This window comes from Streptomyces sp. NPDC057253, from assembly GCF_042669125.1.
Lineage (GTDB): Bacteria > Actinomycetota > Actinomycetes > Streptomycetales > Streptomycetaceae > Streptomyces.
This window is the reverse complement of record NZ_JBHUXV010000002.1, coordinates 211,162-228,950: the sequence shown is the minus strand read 5'-3', so window position 1 is coordinate 228,950 and position 17,789 is coordinate 211,162. Positions and strand designations below refer to the sequence as shown.

14 protein-coding genes and 1 pseudogene are annotated in these 17,789 nt (G+C 72.3%); 8 read left to right on the top strand and 7 right to left on the bottom strand.

Translation table 11 applies throughout. From position 1 onward, the window contains the following. Positions 1-28: 28 nt before the first annotated feature. Positions 29-802 carry a chitosanase gene (locus tag ACFULQ_RS02090; RefSeq protein WP_383536831.1) on the bottom strand — a complete coding sequence of 258 codons (774 nt, stop codon included), beginning with the start codon at positions 800-802 and terminating at the stop codon, positions 29-31. A 363-nt stretch (positions 803-1,165) separates the two neighbouring features. On the opposite strand from ACFULQ_RS02090, the pseudogene ACFULQ_RS02085 reads away from it, so the two are divergent. Then, positions 1,166-1,590, top strand: a pseudogene (locus tag ACFULQ_RS02085) (MerR family transcriptional regulator); the annotation flags it as partial. 349 nt (positions 1,591-1,939) lie between these two features. Here ACFULQ_RS02085 and ACFULQ_RS02080 read toward each other — a convergent pair. The 3 genes from ACFULQ_RS02080 to ACFULQ_RS02070 are packed head-to-tail and all read right to left on the bottom strand — an operon-like array spanning position 1,940 to position 5,255. Beyond that, positions 1,940-2,386 carry a response regulator gene (locus ACFULQ_RS02080; protein ID WP_383536809.1) on the bottom strand — a complete coding sequence of 149 codons (447 nt, stop codon included), beginning with the start codon at positions 2,384-2,386 and terminating at the stop codon, positions 1,940-1,942. Beyond that, entirely contained in the window at positions 2,383-3,993 is a 1,611-nt protein-coding gene (locus ACFULQ_RS02075) for a CHASE3 domain-containing protein (RefSeq protein WP_383536806.1), read from the bottom strand. The genes ACFULQ_RS02080 and ACFULQ_RS02075 overlap by 4 nt, the downstream gene beginning before the upstream one ends. 41 nt (positions 3,994-4,034) lie before the next feature. Then, entirely contained in the window at positions 4,035-5,255 is a 1,221-nt protein-coding gene (locus ACFULQ_RS02070; protein WP_383536803.1) for a PP2C family protein-serine/threonine phosphatase, read from the bottom strand. Between the two features lie 474 nt (positions 5,256-5,729). On the opposite strand from ACFULQ_RS02070, the gene ACFULQ_RS02065 reads away from it, so the two are divergent. Both ACFULQ_RS02065 and ACFULQ_RS02060 read left to right on the top strand, forming a co-directional pair. Then, entirely contained in the window at positions 5,730-6,047 is a 318-nt protein-coding gene (locus tag ACFULQ_RS02065) for a hypothetical protein (protein ID WP_383536800.1), read from the top strand. 262 nt (positions 6,048-6,309) lie between these two features. After that, positions 6,310-7,218, top strand: coding sequence for a glycoside hydrolase family 16 protein (locus tag ACFULQ_RS02060; protein ID WP_383536798.1), 909 nt, complete (start codon positions 6,310-6,312; stop codon positions 7,216-7,218). An 8-nt stretch (positions 7,219-7,226) separates the two neighbouring features. Here ACFULQ_RS02060 and ACFULQ_RS02055 read toward each other — a convergent pair whose 3' ends face one another. Together ACFULQ_RS02055 and ACFULQ_RS02050 are read right to left on the bottom strand one after the other, a co-directional pair. After that, positions 7,227-8,102, bottom strand: a complete 876-nt coding sequence (locus tag ACFULQ_RS02055) for an LLM class flavin-dependent oxidoreductase (RefSeq protein WP_383536796.1) — start codon at positions 8,100-8,102, stop codon at positions 7,227-7,229. A gap of 804 nt (positions 8,103-8,906) precedes the next feature. Continuing rightward, positions 8,907-9,941 carry an aldo/keto reductase gene (locus ACFULQ_RS02050; RefSeq protein WP_383536793.1) on the bottom strand — a complete coding sequence of 345 codons (1,035 nt, stop codon included), beginning with the start codon at positions 9,939-9,941 and terminating at the stop codon, positions 8,907-8,909. Positions 9,942-10,092: 151 nt separating this feature from the next. Between ACFULQ_RS02050 and ACFULQ_RS02045 the strand changes: the two genes are divergently transcribed. Then, positions 10,093-10,665, top strand: coding sequence for a TetR/AcrR family transcriptional regulator (locus ACFULQ_RS02045; RefSeq protein ID WP_383536790.1), 573 nt, complete (start codon positions 10,093-10,095; stop codon positions 10,663-10,665). A gap of 40 nt (positions 10,666-10,705) precedes the next feature. Here ACFULQ_RS02045 and ACFULQ_RS02040 read toward each other — a convergent pair whose 3' ends face one another. Further along, the gene (locus ACFULQ_RS02040; RefSeq protein ID WP_383536788.1) at positions 10,706-13,177 is read right to left on the bottom strand and encodes an ATP-binding protein; all 2,472 of its coding nucleotides are present in this window, start codon (positions 13,175-13,177) and stop codon (positions 10,706-10,708) included. A 202-nt stretch (positions 13,178-13,379) separates the two neighbouring features. Between ACFULQ_RS02040 and ACFULQ_RS02035 the strand changes: the two genes are divergently transcribed. The 4 genes from ACFULQ_RS02035 (at position 13,380) to ACFULQ_RS02020 (ending at position 17,786) form a co-directional block, all read left to right on the top strand. After that, the gene (locus tag ACFULQ_RS02035) at positions 13,380-13,835 is read left to right on the top strand and encodes a carboxymuconolactone decarboxylase family protein (RefSeq protein ID WP_383536786.1); all 456 of its coding nucleotides are present in this window, start codon (positions 13,380-13,382) and stop codon (positions 13,833-13,835) included. A gap of 100 nt (positions 13,836-13,935) precedes the next feature. Beyond that, entirely contained in the window at positions 13,936-14,394 is a 459-nt protein-coding gene (locus ACFULQ_RS02030) for an iron chaperone (RefSeq protein ID WP_383536784.1), read from the top strand. A 44-nt stretch (positions 14,395-14,438) separates the two neighbouring features. After that, positions 14,439-15,389, top strand: coding sequence for a PfkB family carbohydrate kinase (locus ACFULQ_RS02025; protein WP_383536782.1), 951 nt, complete (start codon positions 14,439-14,441; stop codon positions 15,387-15,389). 66 nt (positions 15,390-15,455) lie between these two features. Continuing rightward, positions 15,456-17,786 carry a glycoside hydrolase family 95-like protein gene (locus ACFULQ_RS02020; RefSeq protein ID WP_383536779.1) on the top strand — a complete coding sequence of 777 codons (2,331 nt, stop codon included), beginning with the start codon at positions 15,456-15,458 and terminating at the stop codon, positions 17,784-17,786. The last annotated feature ends 3 nt before the right edge of the window (positions 17,787-17,789 follow it).

Genomic DNA, 17,789 nt, shown 5'->3' with positions numbered 1-17,789 from the left:
GTGAGCCCCGCGCCGGGCCGCTGCCGCATCAGCCGATGTGGTAACTGTCGCCGTAGACCTTCCAGTCGAGGGGCGGGTTCAGGTCGAGGTTGCCCTGGCGCAGGAAGACGCGTTGCGCGGTGTCGACCCTGCTGGTGTCGCTGTGCGCCTCCTCCTGTTTCATCGCCCACACGCGCGCGTCGAGGAAGGCGTTGAGGTACGTCGTCTCGTTGCCGCCCTGCGCCGGCGGCTTGGCCTGGCGCAGCGCACGTCGGCGGATGCTGCTGAAGCTCGTCGCGTCGCCGCCGTCGCCGTGCATGACGATGGCGTCGTAGTAGGCGAACTGGCCGAGTGCGCGCAGGCCGTCCGTCTTGCCCTGCCGGACGGCGGGGTTGAAGTAGACGCGGTCCCGTTCGTCGTTCTGGGCCTGCTGGAACGCGGTGTCCCGGGCGGCCTTGCGCCAGTCGCCGGGGAAGTTCGGGTCGAGGCCGTCGTGGGAGTCGGTTCCGTCGACGCGGCGCAGGGCCGGGAGGTACTTGGCGAGGACGTTGCCGGGCTTGCGGTCGGCGTACAGCTCGACGAGGTCGAGCATGTCCCCGGTGCCGGAGCAGAAGCCGATGATGCCGGCCGTGTAGCCGCGGCCGTCGCCTATGTCCTCGATGTACTTGTACTGCGCCTTCCAGTCGAGCGAGGAGTTCTCCGCGCTCGACACCAGCTTCATGGCGATCTCCTTCTTCGCCGGGTCGTCGAGACCGGGCGCGGCCGCGGGCGCCGCGGTGGCGCGCGCGGGGCTGAGGATTCCGGCGCAGGTCACCGCGCCCATGAGGGCGAGGACGGTGCGGCGGGAGGTGTGGGTGGCCGGGGGCACTGTGTCAGGTTCCACGGGTTCTCCAGAGGGAGGTGGGGGGTGGCAGATTGGTCCAGACCTGATTGTTAGGAATGTTTCCTACCAGTGCGCGAGGCCGTAAGTAACCCACTGCGCCGGAAGTTTGGAGATTCGAACGAACTACGGGGGGCTGTACGGGAGTTCGACGCCTGGCCGTTCGGCCCGCTGGCTGTTCCGCGCTAGGTGCGGGTGGCGTGCCTGGTCGGGTCGAGCGGGGCGCAGCCGAACCAAGGGGACACGTGGGCTCGATGTGCTGGTCGGCGAGGGTGGTGGCGAGCCCGCGGGCATCGACGACGCAGGGGTCCTCCGGAAGGTCGTACAACAGGCCCCGACAGTGGGCCGTTCCGGGGTCCGCATCCCCTGGTGGCCGATCGCGCCGAGGGCCGTGGGCAGAGAGGCATACCCCTCGCCGAGACGCGCGCTCACCAGCGAGCCGGCACCCGACCACCCCGGGTCGCGACCCGCTGACCGGAAATCGCGTCCACGACGAGGCCGACGTACGGGATGCCCGGCTGGCCCACCAGCTCAGACGGGGCGGTTACCTGCTGGAGCAGATCGCGCCGCTGCTCGCCCAGGTGCGGGCGGCCGGTGGTCTGGAGCCACTGGAGGCCGCGCTGACCGACTGGCACGCCCGGCTGTCCACCCGCGGGCGGGCCTTGCTCACGGGGGCGGCGGAGCTGGAGGCGTACCTGCGGGACCGGGAGGATGCGGAGGCCGCGGGCTGAGGGGGCGTGGGGCGTGGGCGGGCCCGAGGGTGCGGGGACATCAGGTCACGCACGGCGGGCTGGGCTCTCGGCGTCAATGCTGAGCCGAGCGGGCGCCGGCCCAGGTCCGCGGGCGGAGAGCACCAGGGAAGACTCCGGCTCCGGCCGCGGACAGCGGGCATCGCCGAAGACCCGACGCGGGCCGCCGGCGGCACCCAAGACCCCGGCGCCGGTCGCAGACAGCCGGCACACCGAAGACCCGAGCGCCGGTCATTGACAGCGCGCCCTCGCCCCTCAGCCCCGAGTGGGTCCCCCGGCCCGGCCGAAGACGGCAGCTGACGCGGCGGCCCCCGGCCCCACCCCGTATCCGTCAGAAGTGGCGAGGCAAGCGCACGACCTGGACGAAGAAGTCGTCGATCTGGCGGACCGCCGCGATGAACTGGTCCAGATCGACCGGCTTGGTGACATAGGCGTTCGCGTGGAGCTTGTAGCTGCGCAGGATGTCCTCCTCCGCCGCCGACGTGGTGAGGACGACGACGGGGATGTGGGACAGCTCCGGGTCGGACTTGATCTTCTCCAGGACCTGACGGCCGTCGTACTTGGGCAGGTTGAGGTCGAGGAGGATCAGGTCGGGCTGCGGCGCCTCGGTGTGCTCGCCGCGCCGGTAGAGGAAGTCCAGGGCCTCCTCGCCGTCCCGCACCACGTGGAGGGTGTTGCCGATCTTGTTGTCCTCGAACGCCTCACGGGTCATCAGCTCGTCGCCGGGATCGTCCTCGACGAGGAGCACGTCTATGGGGCTGGCGGCGGGGGTGGTCATGTCAGGGCCTTTTCCTCGGTGCCGATGCCGGACGCCTCCGGGGTCTCGACAAGGGACGGGAGGGTGAAGCAGAAGCGCGTGCCGTCCGTGTGAGCGGTGTCGATCCAGATCCTGCCACCGTGCTGTTCCACGATCTTCTTGCACAGGGCCAGACCGATACCGGTACCACCGTAGGCGTCCCGGCTGTGCAGCCGTTGGAAGATGATGAACACCTTCTCCGTGAACGGCTCGGGGATGCCGATGCCGTTGTCGGTGACGGTCATCAGCAGGTTCCCGGGCTCGTCCGGGTCCGTGCCGCAGGTGATGGACACGTGCGGAGCGCGGTCGGGCCGGCGGAACTTGAGGGCGTTGCCGATCAGGTTCTGCCACAGCATGGTCAGCAGGGTCGGGTCCCCGACGATCTCGGGCAGCTGGTCGGGGCGGTCGACGCGGGCGCCGGACTCCTCGACGGCGGTGCCCAGGTTGGCCAGTGCCTTGTCCAGCGCCTGGTCGAGACCGACGGGTACCCGTGCGTCGTTGACGCGTCCGACCCGGGAGAAGGTCAGCAGGTCGTTGATGAGGACCTGCATGCGCCGGGCACCGTCCACGGCGAAGTCGATGTACTGCCGGCCCCGGTCGTCGAGCGCGTCGCCGTAGCGCTTCTCCAGCAGCTGGCAGAAGGACGCGATCTTGCGCAGCGGCTCCTGGAGGTCGTGCGAGGCGACATAGGCGAACTGCTCCAGCTCGGCGTTGGAGCGGCGCAGTTCCACGGCCTGCTCGTCCAGGTCCGCGGCCTGCCGGGCCAGTTCCTGCTGCTGCTCCCGCGAGGCCTCCAGCTCGGCCACGATGTGCCAGCGCATGCCCTCGACGGCGTTGGCGACGGCGATCAGGTCGGCCGGGCCGCCGCCGCTGATGACGTACCCGAAGTCGCCTCCCGAGACACGCTTCGACGCCGTGCTCAGCGCCTCCAGGGGGCGGGTCACCATGATCCGGACCAGGACGGCGCAGCCGAGACCGGCGAGCAGGAAGGCCGCCACCATGCCGCCCAGGATCCAGTCGCGGATCGTGCGTTCGTGGGTCAGCTCGGCGCGGCCGTCCCGGACCGCCTTCGTGAGGTCGGTGTCCTGGCGGGTCCACAGGGCGCGCAGGCGGTCGAACTCCTTCCGGCCCTGTTCGGCCTTCACCTGGTCCGGCGGCTTCGGGCTGCCGGGGGTGACCGAGGCCGCGAGGGGCTCGGCGTAGCTGCGGCGCCATGCGGCCGCCTGGCCTTCGATCGCCTTCAGGTCGGCCAGCAGTTCGGGGCGGTCGTCGACGAGCGCGCGCAGCCGGTCGGCCGAGTGCGCCTCGTCCTTCTTGCCCTGGGTGTACGGGTCGAGGAACTGCCGGTCCGCGGTGATCGCGTAACCGCGGATGCCCGTCTCCTGGTCGACCAGCGCCGCCTGGAGCCGGTACGCCTCGCTCTGCGCCGGCTGGACGCGCCGCAGCAGCTGGTCGCTGACCTCCGCCGTCCTGCTCAGCAGGTTCGCGCCCACCACGCTGCCGACCACCACCAGCAGCGTCAGTACGGCCAGCAGCAGGTAGACCCAGCCCTGCACCGTCAGTCGGCGTCCGATCCGGACCGCGCCCATCGCCTGCCTCACTCCGTGCTCCGACACCACGTCCCGCTCACTCAGTTCCAGTTCAGATGAACGACGGCCACATCGTCGGCCAGGCCACCGCGCGCCTCGGCCAGGCTCTCGGCCTTCTCGATCAGCCGGTCGACGAACGCCTCCGGGTCCAGCCCCGCTCCCTCCCGGGCGAGGGCCAACAGGCCCTCCTCGCCGAGGCGTTCGGGACCCCGGCTGACGTGCCCCTCGAAGAGTCCGTCGGTGAAGAGCACCACCGACGTCCCCGCCGGGACCGGCAGTTCCGCGATCGGCCAGCACGCGCCGCCGGGGACCATGCCGAGGGCCGGGCCGCCGGGCACCTCCACCCACTCGACATCGGCTCCGGTGCGTCTGAGCAGGCCGTGGTGACCGGCTCGTACGACATGCGCCCGCTGCTCCCCCGGCACGGCGGCCAGGCTCACGAGGGTGGCGAAGACCTCGTCACGGGCCCGTTCCGCCATCAGCAGTTCCTCCAGGCGGGCCATCTGCTCCGCGCCGGTGATGCCGCTGAGGACGAGGGTGCGCCAGGCGATCCGCAGGGCGACCCCGAGGGCCGCCTCGTCCGGGCCGTGCCCGGAGACGTCCCCGATGAGCGCGTGGAGGGTGCCGTCGGCGGCCTGGACGATGTCGTAGAAGTCACCGCCGAGGAGGGTCTGCGCGCGGCCGGGCCGGTAGCGCGCCACCACGTCCACGCCCTCGGCGCGCAGCAGGGGGCGGGGCAGCAGCCCGCGTTCCAGGCGGGCGTTCTCCTGGGCCTGGAGCGCACCGGCCTGGAGGGCCACGGCCGCCTGTTCGGTCTGCTTGCGCTGGATCGCGTAGCGCACCGCGCGCCCGAACAGCTCGGGCTCCACCCGACCCTTGACCAGGTAGTCCTGTGCGCCGGCCGCGACCGCGGCGAGCCCGGTCTGCTCCTCGGCGAGCCCGGTGAGGACCACGATCGCCACGTGCTCGGCCAGCCCCTGGACGCGGGAGACCGCCTCCAGACCCTGGGCGTCCGGCAGGTGCAGGTCGAGCAGGACGCAATCCGGTGTCTCGGTGGCGAGCACCTCGGCGGCCTCGGTCATCGACCGCACCCACCGCAGGTCCAGCTTCATGGTGCCGTCGACGACGAGTTCCTCCACCAGCAGCGCGTCGCCGGGATCGTCCTCCACGAGCAGCACCGACGGCTCCCAGAGCTCCCACTCCGTCTCGGCACCGGCTGCTGTCGTCGACACCGACCCGGCAGCCTCAGTCTCCGGGATCACTGTGGTCCCGACCTCCCCAGCCCCTACATGTCGTCTGCCTTCGGCCGCCGCCCTGGGGCGACGCAGTGGAAGGGCCAGAGCGACCATCCGATTCACCGCCCACGCGAGTTCGGCCGCGTGGGTCCCCGCGGGGTACCCGTCCTGACGGCCGTGACCCCGTGGCCGATCTCACCTCATGGGCGTCCTCGCCGAAGTGCGGTGGGCAGGGCAGGCGGTCGTCGTGGACGCGGTGGGGCACGCCGGCGCCCCGTACGGGGGCCAAGCCTCCCGCGGCGCCCTGCGTGTGCCGGCCGTCAGCGACGTCGTCATCGTCCGCCCATCCCGAGGTTGCGGTTGTCCTGGCCGCGTTTACCCCCGATTCCCGCGAACATGCCGGGGCGGTTCCCGAAGACGACCGTCCCGGGCGTTCTGCGGTGGCCTCCGGTTCCGATCGTCGTCGTGGGGAACCGGTCAGTACGTCAGAAAGGAGTCCCCGTGACCACCTACGTCATCACTGTCCCCGGTACGTTCCTGCGTGAGGTCTCGGACGGCGTCTGCTCCGACGTCGGGCGACGGCTGCGGCCCCAGGATCCCCGGAACACCGACCTCGGGGAGAGCGAGGAGCTGAGTCTGCTGAGCGTGGAGGACGACGGCATGTTCGCCGCGCGGATCGAGGTCGAGGCCGCCGACCGGTCCGAGGCCGAGGCCGAGGCGGTACGACTGGTCTCCCGGGCCCTGCGGGACAGCGGTCTGTCCGAACAGGACGCGGCGCTCGGCGCGGCGGTCGTGACGGGCATCGACCGCGAGTTCTGAAGCGGGAGTTCTGTAGCCCGGAGTTCTGAAGCGGGAGTTCTGTAGCCCGGAGTTCTGAAGCCGGAGTTCTGAAGCCGGAGTTCTGAAGCGGCACAGCCGGCCGTGGGGTGCGCGGCCGGTACGGGGGATGGCGCCGCGGGGTTCCGCGGGTGAGGATGTTTCCTTCGCGAAGTGCAGTCCGCCCCCGCGGTGCACGGCCCATTCGGTGCTCCGCGCGGCAAGGAGGGACGACTTCGGCCGCCGGTCCTGAAGGAGCCCCGGGATGGGTTCACACCCAGCGCCGCACCACCGCAGCCGATTCCTGGTGATGGCCTCGGGCCTCCTGCTCGTGGTCGGCGGCCTTCTGGGCCTCCCCCGGGCCGACGGCGCCCCCGCCGACGCCGACGCCTGCCACGCCGCCACCACGCGTCTGCCCCGCGGCGACTGCGGGCCGTTCTGGCAGGTCCTCGCCGAGGACTTCAACGGCGACCGGGTACCGCTGGGTTCGTTCAGCGACTGCGAGCACCACGTCGACACGTCCGCCGCCTACTGCGGTGGGCTGAAGGGGAAGTACCGCGACAACTGGTGGGCGTATCCGACGGGTTGGCCCGACACGGCCCGCAGCCGGGGGCGGGAGGTGGTGGGGGTCTACCACCCGGAGGACACCGTGAGCGTCGGTCCCGCGGCGAACGGCGACGGAAGGATGTCCGTGCGGATGTGGCGGCCGGCCGACGGGGGCCCCGTCCATGCCGCCGCGCTGGTGCCGCGGGCGGTGATGCAGATGAAGTACGGCAAGTACAGCGCCCGCATCAAGGTCACCGAGCCGGCACCCGGGTACAAGTCCGCCTGGCTGCATTACGGCGGGGGCTGCGAGATGGACCATCCCGAAGGCGAGTGGACCGGTGCCCTCAGCTCCTTCCACCATCCGTGCGGGGGCGGTGAGCAGGGCTACTTCCCCGGCAGTGACGACTGGACGCGCTGGCACACGGTGTCCACCGAGTGGACGCCGGGTCATGTCCGCTTCTTCGTCGACGGCCGGCTGACGGGCCATGACACCCGCGGGGTGCCGGACCGGCCGCTGTCCTGGGTCCTCCAGAACGAGAGCGCTCTGGAGGGTCCGGTGGCCGCGCCGGGAAGCAGCGCGCGGCTGGAGATCACCTGGGTGGCGGCGTACGCGTACGGCTGGAAGTGACGGCCGGGTCAGAGGGACGGGGTGATGAGCTCGTCGGCGACCCACTGGGCGGCGTGGGCCGGAAAGGGCGTCGGCAGGCCGAGGACGAGGTGGGTGAAGCCCGCGGTGATCGCTTCTCTGATGGCCCGGCGGGCGGGGGCGGGGTCGTCGTAGGAGACGGCGATGTGGATCGAGCGGGTGATCTCGGCGTGGTCGCGCCCGATCTCGTCGCAGTAGCGGTCCAGCAGGGCGCTGCGGCGGGCGGCGTCCTCGATGTCGCCGCCGGGGATGTTCCACAGGTCGGCGTGTCGGGCGGCGGTGCGCAGGGTCGAGGCGGCGCGGCCACCGATGAGGATCGGGGGGTGGGGGCGCTGGACCGGCTTGGGGTTGCCGAAGGCTCCGGTGAGGTGGTGGTAGGTGCCGTGCGCGTCGAAGGGCTTCTCCTCGGTCCACAGGCGCCTGATCAGCGCGCAGGCCTCGTCGAGGCTGCCCACCGCGTGCGCGGAGTCGTGGAAGGGAAGCCCGTGGGCTTCGTACTCGCGCCTCGCGAGGGGGTGGTCGGGTCGGGAACCGACGCCTATCCCGAAGTCCAGCCGTCCGTCGGAGACGATGTCGACGGTCGTGGCGATCTTGGCCAGCACGGCGGGCGGCCGGAACCGGTTGCTGGTCACCATCACGCCGAGCCGCAGCCGCCGGGTCTGCGCGGCCAACGCCGACAGGAGCGTCCAGCCTTCGTACGCCGGCCCGTCGGGGTCACCGCCGATCGGCATGAGGTGATCGAAGAGCCAGGCGTGCCGGATTTCGGGGATGGCGTCCGCCTCACGCCAGACGCGGAGGAGGTCGTGGTAGCCGGTCTGCATGGGGGCGGTCATGATGCCGAAGCTGGGCGGGGGGTGGTGGGGCATGGGTGGGAGACCTTTCCTGTACGGCGGTGGGTGGGCGTACGGCGGTGGGTGGGCGGTGCGTGGGGCGGGGTCCTTGGTTCGACTCGGCTCGACGTGACGGGGGGCGGCGGGGTGCGGGGCATGGGGTTGGGGGTGCTCGGGGCCTGGCTTTTGCGCCGCGGGGGCAGGCGGGGCGGGGCGGGACGGGCCAGGGGGCGCCGTGATGCGCGGCGCGGGCACACACGGCAGGGGCTGCGAGCCGCCTTGGTACACGTCCGTGCCCGCGCCGCACGGCACCGCAGCTCCTACGCCCCCCTCGCTTCCCTGGTCCCCTTCGCGCGCGCCAGCGTTCAGCGGCGGCGCGGGGTTGTGTCGAGACCACGAGCCGCCTTGGCGCACGCCCCGCACGGCCCCGCGACTCCAACGCCCCCTCGCACCCCTTCGTCCCCCTCGCCCGCAGCAGCGGTCAGCGGCGGCGCCAGGTCACGTCGAGGCCACGAGCCGCCTCGGCGCACGCCCGCACCCGCGCCGCACGGCCCCGCGACTCCAACACCCCCTCGCAGACCTTCGTCCCCCTCGCCCGCGCCAGCGGTCAGCGGCGGCGCCAGGTCACGTCGAGGCCACGAGCCGCCTCGGCGCACGCCCGCACCCGCGCCGCACGGCCCCGCGACTCCAACGCCCCCTCGCAGACCTTCGTCCCCCTCGCCCGCGGCAGCGGTCAGCGGCGGCGCCGGGTCGCGTCGGGGCAACGAGCCGCCTTGGCGCACGCCCGCGCCCCCGACGCGCAGCCCCGCAGCTCCTACGCCCCCTCGCCCCCTTCGCCCCCTACGCCCGCGGCAGCGGTCGGCGGCGCAGGGTCGCGTCGAGGAGGGACGGTGGGGTGTCGAACTTCTCCTCCGGGGCCAGATCGGTGCCGGGGGTGACGATCTCGTCGATCGCGTCGAGGACGTCGGCGGTCAGGACCGTGTCCGCGGCGGCGAGTTGGGAGTGCAGGTGGTCGACCGTGCGGGGGCCGAGGAGGGCGCTGGTGACGCCGGGGTGCGCGGTCACGAAGCCGAGGGCGAGCTGGATCAGTGAGAGTCCGGCCTCCTCGGCGAGTGTGGTCAGCCGCTCCACGGCGGCGAGCCGGGTCCGGTTGGCCGGAAGGGTGGTGTCGAAGCGCGCGGGCAGGAACCCGGAGCGGTGGGTGGTGATGTCCCGGCCCTCGCGGATCGCGCCGGACAGCCAGCCCGAGGCCAACGGGCTCCACGCCAGCACGCCGAGGCCGTACTCCTGGGTGACGGGCAGGACATGGGTCTCGATGCCCCGCTGGAGGATGGAGTAGCTGGGCTGTTCGGTGACGTAGCGGCCGAGGTGGTGCTCGCGGGCTGCCCACTGCGCCTGCACGATGCGGTGGGCGGGGAAGGTCGAGGAGCCGAAGTAGCGGATCTTACCCGCGCGTTGGAGGTCGGTGAGGGCCGACAGCGTCTCCTCGTCACTGGTCCTCGGGTCCCAGCGGTGGATCTGGTACAGGTCGACGTGGTCGACGCCCAGGCGGCGCAGGCTCGCCTCCAGCTCGATGACCAGCCAGCGGCGCGAACTGCCCTGGTGGTTGCGCTCCTCGCCGATCGGCATGCCCGCCTTGGTGGCCAGCACGAGGTCGTCGCGACGGCCCGCGATGGCCTTGCCGACCATCTCCTCCGACTCGCCGTCGCCGTACATGTCGGCGGTGTCGATGACGTTGACCCCGGCCTCGAGCGCGGCGTCGACGATCGCGGTGGCCTCCTCCTGCGTGGTGCGGCCGATCGGGCCGAAGTTCATCGCGCCGAGCGCGAGGGAGCTGACCTGCACACCGGTGCGGCCCAAAGTGCGGTACTGCATGAGCGTGATCCTCCAGGAGGGTGTGAAGCCACGCGGCAGGGCATGGCTTGGTCGCGAGAGTCCCGCTCTGCCATCATGGGCAAACGGAACCTCGTTCCGGAACGATACGGAACGTCGTTCCGTTTTTGCAAGCGATGGAGGAAGCGGCACGGTGAACGACAGCTCAGGGCGCGAGACCCCGCGCCGGAAGGACGCCCGGCGCAACAAGGAGACGCTCCTCGACGCGGCGGCCGCGGTGTTCGTCGCCAAGGGCGTCGAGGCTCCGGTGCGTGACATCGCCGCCGAGGCCGGCGTGGGGCTCGGCACGATCTACCGGCACTTCCCCACCCGGGCGGACCTGATTATCGCCGTCTACCGGCACCAGGTCGACGCCTGCGCCGAGGCCGGCCCCGCCCTGCTCGCGAGCAGCCCCACCGCGCACACCGCACTGGAGCAGTGGATCAACCAGTTCGTCGACTTCCTGGTCACCAAGCACGGGCTCGCGGGCGTGCTGCAGTCCGACAACTCCGGGTTCGACACGCTCCACGCGTACTTCCTGGACCGCCTCGTGCCCGTGTGCACCGAGCTGCTCGACGCCGCGGCCGACGCCGGGGAGATCCGCTCCGGCGTCGAGGCGTACGAGTTGATGCGCGGCGTCGGCAACCTCTGCATCGGCGCGGACACCGACCCGCGCTACGACCCCCGCCGACTGATCGCAATCCTGGTCGCCGGACTCAGGACGTGACGGGACGCACCGGGAAGCCCTGACGGCTGGACGACACTCCTTACGGCACCTCCGGCAATACCGCCCGCGCCGCCGCTCGGTGTTCCGTCGCCGTCTCCGGGTCCGTGGCGTCGAGGAGGGCCGCGAGGCCCTCGTGGGCCAGGGACTCGGCGTGGCGGTTGCCGAGTTTCGGGGCGAGGGTCAGGGCCTGGTGGTGGAGGGTCCGGGCCTTCTCGGGGAGGCCTGCCAGGCGGCAGGTCTCGGCGTAGGGGTTCAGGAAGTGGATCTTCCAGTGCTCCTCGAAGAGTTCGTCCAGCAGGGTGAACGCCTGCTCGTGGGCGGCCAGGGCCTCCTCGTAGCGGCCCGTCCGGCGCAGGGCCACGCCGAGGCAGTTCAGGCACCATGCCTCGTTGTGCCGGTGGCCGTCCTCCCGGGCGAGCGCGAGCGCCCGGTGGAGGTGCTCGGTGGCCTCGTCGGGGTCCTCGTGCGCGACGGCCACGCCGAGGGTGATGAGGGCCGTCAGCGTGGGCGGCCACGCCCCGTCGGCGTGCGGAACCTCCAGCGCCGTGCGGGCGAGCTGCGCGGCCTCCTCGCGGTGTCCCAGCTGGAGCAGGGCCCAGGCCTCGTACGCGGTCGCGTGGGCCGCGCCCATGGGGCAGTCGGCGTCCGCGTAGAGCTTCCCGGCCAGCCGGAACAGGCCGAGCGGTTCCTCGACGTATCCCTCGTCCCATCTCAAGTAGCCGCGCCGCATGGTCAGTTCGGCCTCGGCGCGGAGGTCCGCCGAGTGCGACAGCAGCGAGGTCGCCGTCTCGTACGCGGCCGCCGCCTCGGCCATGCGGCCCGCGTTGTAGCGGGCGAAGCCCAAGTCGCTGTGGGCCTCGGCCAGTTGCAGGGGATCGCCCAGGCGTTGCGCGGCGGCCAGGGACCGTTCGAAGAGGCCGTTGAGCATCGTGGTGCCGCAGCGCCGGGCGAAGTACGCCCGCATGAAGCGCGGCAGTTCGCACAGATGCCGGTCGGCGCCCGCGCTCTCCGCCGCCTCGAACGCGGCCAGGAGGTTCAGGTACTCGGTGCCGAACCAGATCAGGGCGGCGATCTTGTGGTCGAACCGCGGCAGTTCGGCCGGTGGGCCGTCCACCGAGGCCTCGCGGCTCAGGCCCGGGAACGGCATCGCGGCGTCCGCGGCGGCGGCCGCGTGCACGTAGTAGTCCAGGACCCGGGTGAGCGCCCGGTCCCGGTCCGCCTCGGAGTCCTGCTCGATGGCGGTCCGGCGGGCGTGCTGGCGCACCAGGTCGTGGAGCCGGTAGCGGCCGGCCGCCGGCTCCTGGACGAGGTGCGCGTCCAGCAGGTCCTCCAGCATGGCCCGCGCGTCGCGCAGCGGCACCTCGGCCAGGGCCGCCGCCACGTACTCGTCGAACGAGGACCCGGGCAGCAGGCCGAGCAGACGGAACAGCCGGGCCTTCGCGCGGTCCAACTGCCGTACGGACATGGCGAACGCGGTGTCGAACTCGCTCGCCCCCTCCGCCATCCGCTCGACGAGGATGCCCACCGTCCAGCCCGGCCGGTGCCGCAGCCGGGCCGCGGTCAGCCGCAGCGCCAGCGGCAGCCGGCCGCACCGCCGCAGCACCTCCGCCGTGTTCTCGGGGTCACGGGCGAGGCGCCCCTCGGGGTTGCCGGCCTCGCCGCCGGCACGGGCCAGGAGTTCGGCGCTCTCCTGCTCGGTGAGGACGTCCAGGGAGACCGGCGGGACCTCGTCCAGGCCCAGCAGCCGGTTGCGGCTGGTGATCAGGGCGACGGAAGGGCCGGCGCCGGGCAGCAGCGGGCGGACCTGGTCGGCGTCGGCCGCGTTGTCCAGGACCACGACGGCCCGCCGGTGCGCGAGTTCGGAGCGCCAGCAGGCGGCGAGCTCCTCCACGCCGCCTTCCTGCGGGACCTTCTCGGAGGGCACGTCGAGCGCGGCGAGCAGGGTCCGCAGCGCGCGGTCGGGGTCGAGCGGCTCGCGGCCCGCCGTGAAGCCGTGCAGGTCGAGGTAGAGCTGGGCGTCCGGGTAGTCGGCGGCGAGCCGGTGCGCGGCGTGCACCGCCAGGCAGGTCTTGCCGACGCCCGCCATGCCGTCGACGGCGATCACCCGGCTGTCGGCGATCCCGTCGAGGACGGCCTCCAGCTGGGCCTCGCGGCCGGTGAAGTCGGGCACGTCGCGCGGGAGGTCGTTGCGGGGCGGCCGCGGCACCCCGGCGGGCGGCGACGGGGGCGGGACCTGACGGCTGGTCTTCGGCGGCGCGGGGAGCGGGGTGGAGGCCCGCTCCCACAGGGGGCGCAACGGGCGGGGGTCGCGCTGGACCAGGCGGCACAGGGCGATCACCGCGGGCCAGGGCGGGACCGTCCGGCCGGTGAGGTAGCGGGACAGCGACGACGAGCTGAGTCCGGCGTCCCGTGCGAGGGCCCGTACGCCCCGCTTGGACAGCTCCTGGAGCAGCCGCAGTCGCGCGGCCAGCTCCTCCTGCGGATCGCCGCCCGCTGTGCTGCCGTGTGCCACCCCTGTCCCCCGCCCCTCCACCACTGTCCCCCGCCCCTCTGTCCCGCCCCGGCAGTACTTCTCCGGGCCGGATCGTGCCTGTTCAAGGCCGTTTCGGCTGTCCCACGGTGTCCCACGGCCGTCGTCCTGACAACCCCTCTCGGCTGAGATGGCATCACGCCCCGCAGGGACGGGGCACCGTCCGACCGAGGAGAGCAGCCAGATGCAGTCCCGTATGCAGAACCCCGCCGTCGTCCTGTCCGACGCGATGCAGCCCATCCAGCAGCTCATGAAGACCGTGCACGCCGGTGGCGTGGACGGGCAGACGCTGGAGCTGGTGCATCTGCGGGTCAGCCAGATCAACGGATGCAGCGCCTGTGTCGACGGCGGTGCCAGGACGGCCCGTAAGGCCGGAGTGAGCGAGGAGCGGCTGGCCACGGTCGTCGCGTGGCGGGAGGCCCCCTGCTTCAGCGAGGAGGAGCGGGCGGCGCTCGCGCTGGCCGAGGCGGCGACCCGGCTGGCCGACCGTCCCGACGCGGTGAGCGACGAGATCTGGGACACCGCCGCCACCTACTTCGACGAGAAGCAGCTGGCCGCGATCGTCCTGATGGTCGGCGTGACCAATCTGTTCAACCGGCTCAACGCCACGACCCGGCAGATCGCCGGCGCGTGGGGGTGAGCGGCGCGGCGCGCCGTCCCGCGTGAAGATGTCCCTGAGCCCTGCCCCCGCTCCGTGCCCTGCCCACACCCGTACCATCCCTGCACCGGAAGGAACCGACATGACCAGCACGCGGAAGACCACGAAGAGGACCGAGACGTTCACCGCCGAGGAGCGCGCCGCGATGAAGGAGCGGGCCCAGGAGGTCAAGACGTCGGCGCGCCGCGGCTCACGGGCCGACAAGGCGGCGGAGGAAGAGGCCGCGGTGGTCGCGAAGATCGCCGAGATGCAGGACTCGGACCGGGTCATGGCCGAGCGGATCCACGCCGTGGTCAAGGTGAGCGCACCGGACCTGGCGCCGAAGCTCTGGTACGGGATGCCCGCGTACGCCAAGGACGGCAAGGTCGTCTGCTTCTTCCAGAGCGCGCAGAAGTTCAACGCCCGGTACGCGACCTTCGGTTTCAACGACAAGGCGAACCTCGACGAGGGCACCATGTGGCCGACCGCCTTCGCGCTCACGCGGCTCACCGCGGCGGACGAGGCGCGGATCGGCGAGCTGGTGAAGAGGGCGGCGGGCTGAGGTCGGGAGCGGGAGGCGGAGCCGGACGAAGAGGGGTGGAGAAGGTGCGCAGGCCGACGGACAACCCAGGTCCCGCAGGGCTGTTCGTGGGCCTGTGCACCCTGGACGTCATCCAGCTCGTGGACCATGTGCCCGGCTCCAACGAGAAACTGACGGCCCGTGAGCAGGTCGTGGCCGCCGGCGGCCCCGCGGCGAACGCCGCCGTGGCCTTCGGTCACCTGGGCGGGGCGGCCCGGCTGCTCACCGGGATCGGCGCCCATCCCCTCGGGCTCGCGGTCGCGGCGGACCTGGCCCGGCTCGGCGTCGGCGTGTCGGATCTGGCGGCCGGCTCCGTCGAGCCGCCCGCGGTGTCGTCGATTCTGGTCACGGCGTCGAGCGGGGACCGTGCCGTCGCGTCGACCAACGCGACCGGCTACCGGCTCGGGCCACCGGCCGACCTCGAAGCGCTGGTGGCCGCCTGCGACATCGTCGAGTTCGACGGCCACCACATGGAGTTGGCGACCGAGACCGCCCGCGCCGCACGTGCCGCCGGGCGGCGGACCGTGTTCGACGGGGGCAGCTGGAAGGCCGGTACGGAAGGACTCCTGCCGTCGATCGACGTGGCCGTGTGCTCCGAGGACTTCCGGCCGCCGGGCACCGAAAGCCCCGAGGACGCGCTGGGCTTCCTCCGGGAGCACGGAGTGGTGTGGTGCGCGATCAGCCGCGGCGGGCGCCCCGTCCTGTGGGCGGGCCCTGACGGCGGCGGCACCGTGGACGTGCCCGCCGTCCGGGTGGCGGACACGCTCGGCGCGGGTGACGTCCTGCACGGGGCGCTCACCCGTCACCTCGCCGACCAGGGCGAGTTGACCCCGGAAGGGTTCGTCGAGGCCCTGCGTGCCGCCGCGGTGGTGGCCTCGCGGGCCTGTGCGTCCTTCGGCACTCGGGCCTGGATGCGGGAGCCCGGATACACATCGGATCTATCCCGTTCCATTGACGGGCAGCAGCCCCAACTCTAAGTTGCTTCGCGGAATAGCTCCGATGATTCCTGGCACAGAGCCGCGCCGAGCCTGTCTGGAGACACCATGCCCTCTCCCGCCGCGCCCGATCCGTCCCGACGTACCGTTCTCGCCACCGGGACCGCCCTCGGCGGCGGGCTGCTGGCCTCGGGCCTCACCGCACCGGCGGCAGCGGCCGAAGCCGTCGACACCGCGCCGGCCCGCGACCCCTGGCACACCGTGCTCGACGACGCCGACCTGGTCTGGCAGCGGATGCCGACGGCCTGGTACGAAGGCCCGTTCCTCGGCAACGGCTTCCTCGGCTCCGGCATCTACGCCGAGCCGGGAGCGGCCTCCTCCGCCGTACGCTTCAACGTCCAGCACTCCGAAGTGCAGGACCACCGACCGGAGTTCGGCTCCCTCTTCGGGCTCGCCCGGCTGCCGATCGGCCACTTCACCCTGGAGCCGGTGGGCGCGATCACCGGTCTCGACTGGCGACTGTCGCTGCACGAGGCCGAGTTGACCGGGACGCTCACCACCGACAAGGGCACACTGCGGCTGCGCGCCCTCGTGCACAACGACCGCTCCGTGCTCGCCGTCGAGGTGACGCCGAGCGAGGGCGAGCGCGGCTTCCGCTGGGTCTTCCATCCCGCGGACGCGATCAGCCCGCGTGCCGCCTTCAAGCCGCTGCCGGACGGCTACCGGGCCAACCCGCCCGCCGAGGTCGCCGACCACGACGGCGTCACCGCAGCCGTACAGCCGCTACTGGCGGGCGGACAGCACGTCACCGCGTGGCAGGAGCGGACGAGGGGAGGGACACGGACCCTGTACGCGCATGTCGCGCACTCGTACCCGAGGACCACGGCGCTCGGCCGGGCCCTCAGGAGGGTACGCACCGCGGCCCTGCTCCCCTACACCGCCCTGGCCTTGGACCACCGCGCGTGGTGGCACGCCTACTACCGCAGGAGCTTCCTCTCCGTCCCCGACGCCCGGCTCCAGCGCTTCTACTGGATCCAGCTGTACAAGGCGGCCGCCGCGGCCCGCCGGGACGCCCCCGTGATGGCGACCAGCGGCCCCTGGCTGGAGCCGACGCCCTGGCCCAACACCTGGTGGAACCTCAACGCGCAACTGGAGTACTGGCTCATCCACGGCTCCAACCACCTCGAACTGGACGCCATCACCAGGGCGTTGAGCGAGTTCCGGGCCAACCTCTCCCAGGAGACCCCGGCGCCCTACCGAGCCGACTCCCTCGGCATCCCGCGCACCACCGATCCCCAGCTGGTCAACGGCGCCGCCAGTGCCCTCATGGGGTACGGCGTCGGCATCCCCGGCCAGGACCCGCCGACCCCCGAAGTCGGCAATCTGACCTGGGCGTTGCACAACGTCTGGCTCAGTTACCGGCACACGATGGACGAGTCGATCCTGCGTGACGTCCTGTTCCCGCTCCTGCGCAAGGCGGTCACCTACTACCTGCACTTCCTCGAACCCGGACCGGACGGCAGGCTCCATCTGCCCGCCACCTTCTCACCGGAGTACGGCGGCAACTCCCGCGACTGCACCTACGACCTGATGCTCCTGTCCTGGGGCTGCCGGACCCTCGTCGACTCCGCCGAACTCCTCGGCATCGACGACGAGTCGGCACCCCGCTGGCGGGACGTCCTCGCCCGGCTCACGCCGTACCCGGTCGACGCCAACGGCTTCATGATCGGTGCGGACATCCCCTTCGCGAAGTCGCACCGCCACTACTCGCATCTCCTCGCGGTGTACCCGCTGTACGAGGTGACCGGCCGCACGCCCGAGGAACGCGCCCTGATCGAGCGGTCGTTGGCGCACTGGGTGGGCTTCGAGGGGGCTCTCCAGGGCTACACGTTCACCGGCGCCGCGTCCATGTCGGCGCTGCTCGGCAAGGGCGAGGACGCGCTCGGATATCTCGGTGAGCTGATGGCCCGCTTCATCAAGCCCAACACCATGTACCAGGAGTCGGGCCCGGTCATCGAGACACCCCTGTCGGCGGCCCAGTCCCTGCACGACATGGTGTGCCAGTCGTGGGGCGGCGTCATCAGGGTTTTCCCCGCGCTGCCCGCCGCCTGGCAGGACCTGACCGTGCACGGCTTCCGCACCCAGGGGGCCTTCCTGCTCAGCGCGGTCCGTCGGAGCGGCACCACCCGCTGGGTGCGGCTGGTCAGCGAGGCGGGCGCCCCCTGTGTCGTACGGCATGGGATCGCGGGCCCGATCGAGGTGCGGGACGGGCGCGGTCGTCCCCTGCGCCACGAGGACGCAGGGGACGGGGCCGTGCGCATCGCCTTGCCGAAGGGCGGGTCGGCGCTCGTCACCGCCAGGGGTGAACGTCCCGACCTGAGCGTCGCGCCCGTCCGTCCGAACGCGCCGGCGCCGCGCTGGGGGCTGCCCCGCGCTTGAGAC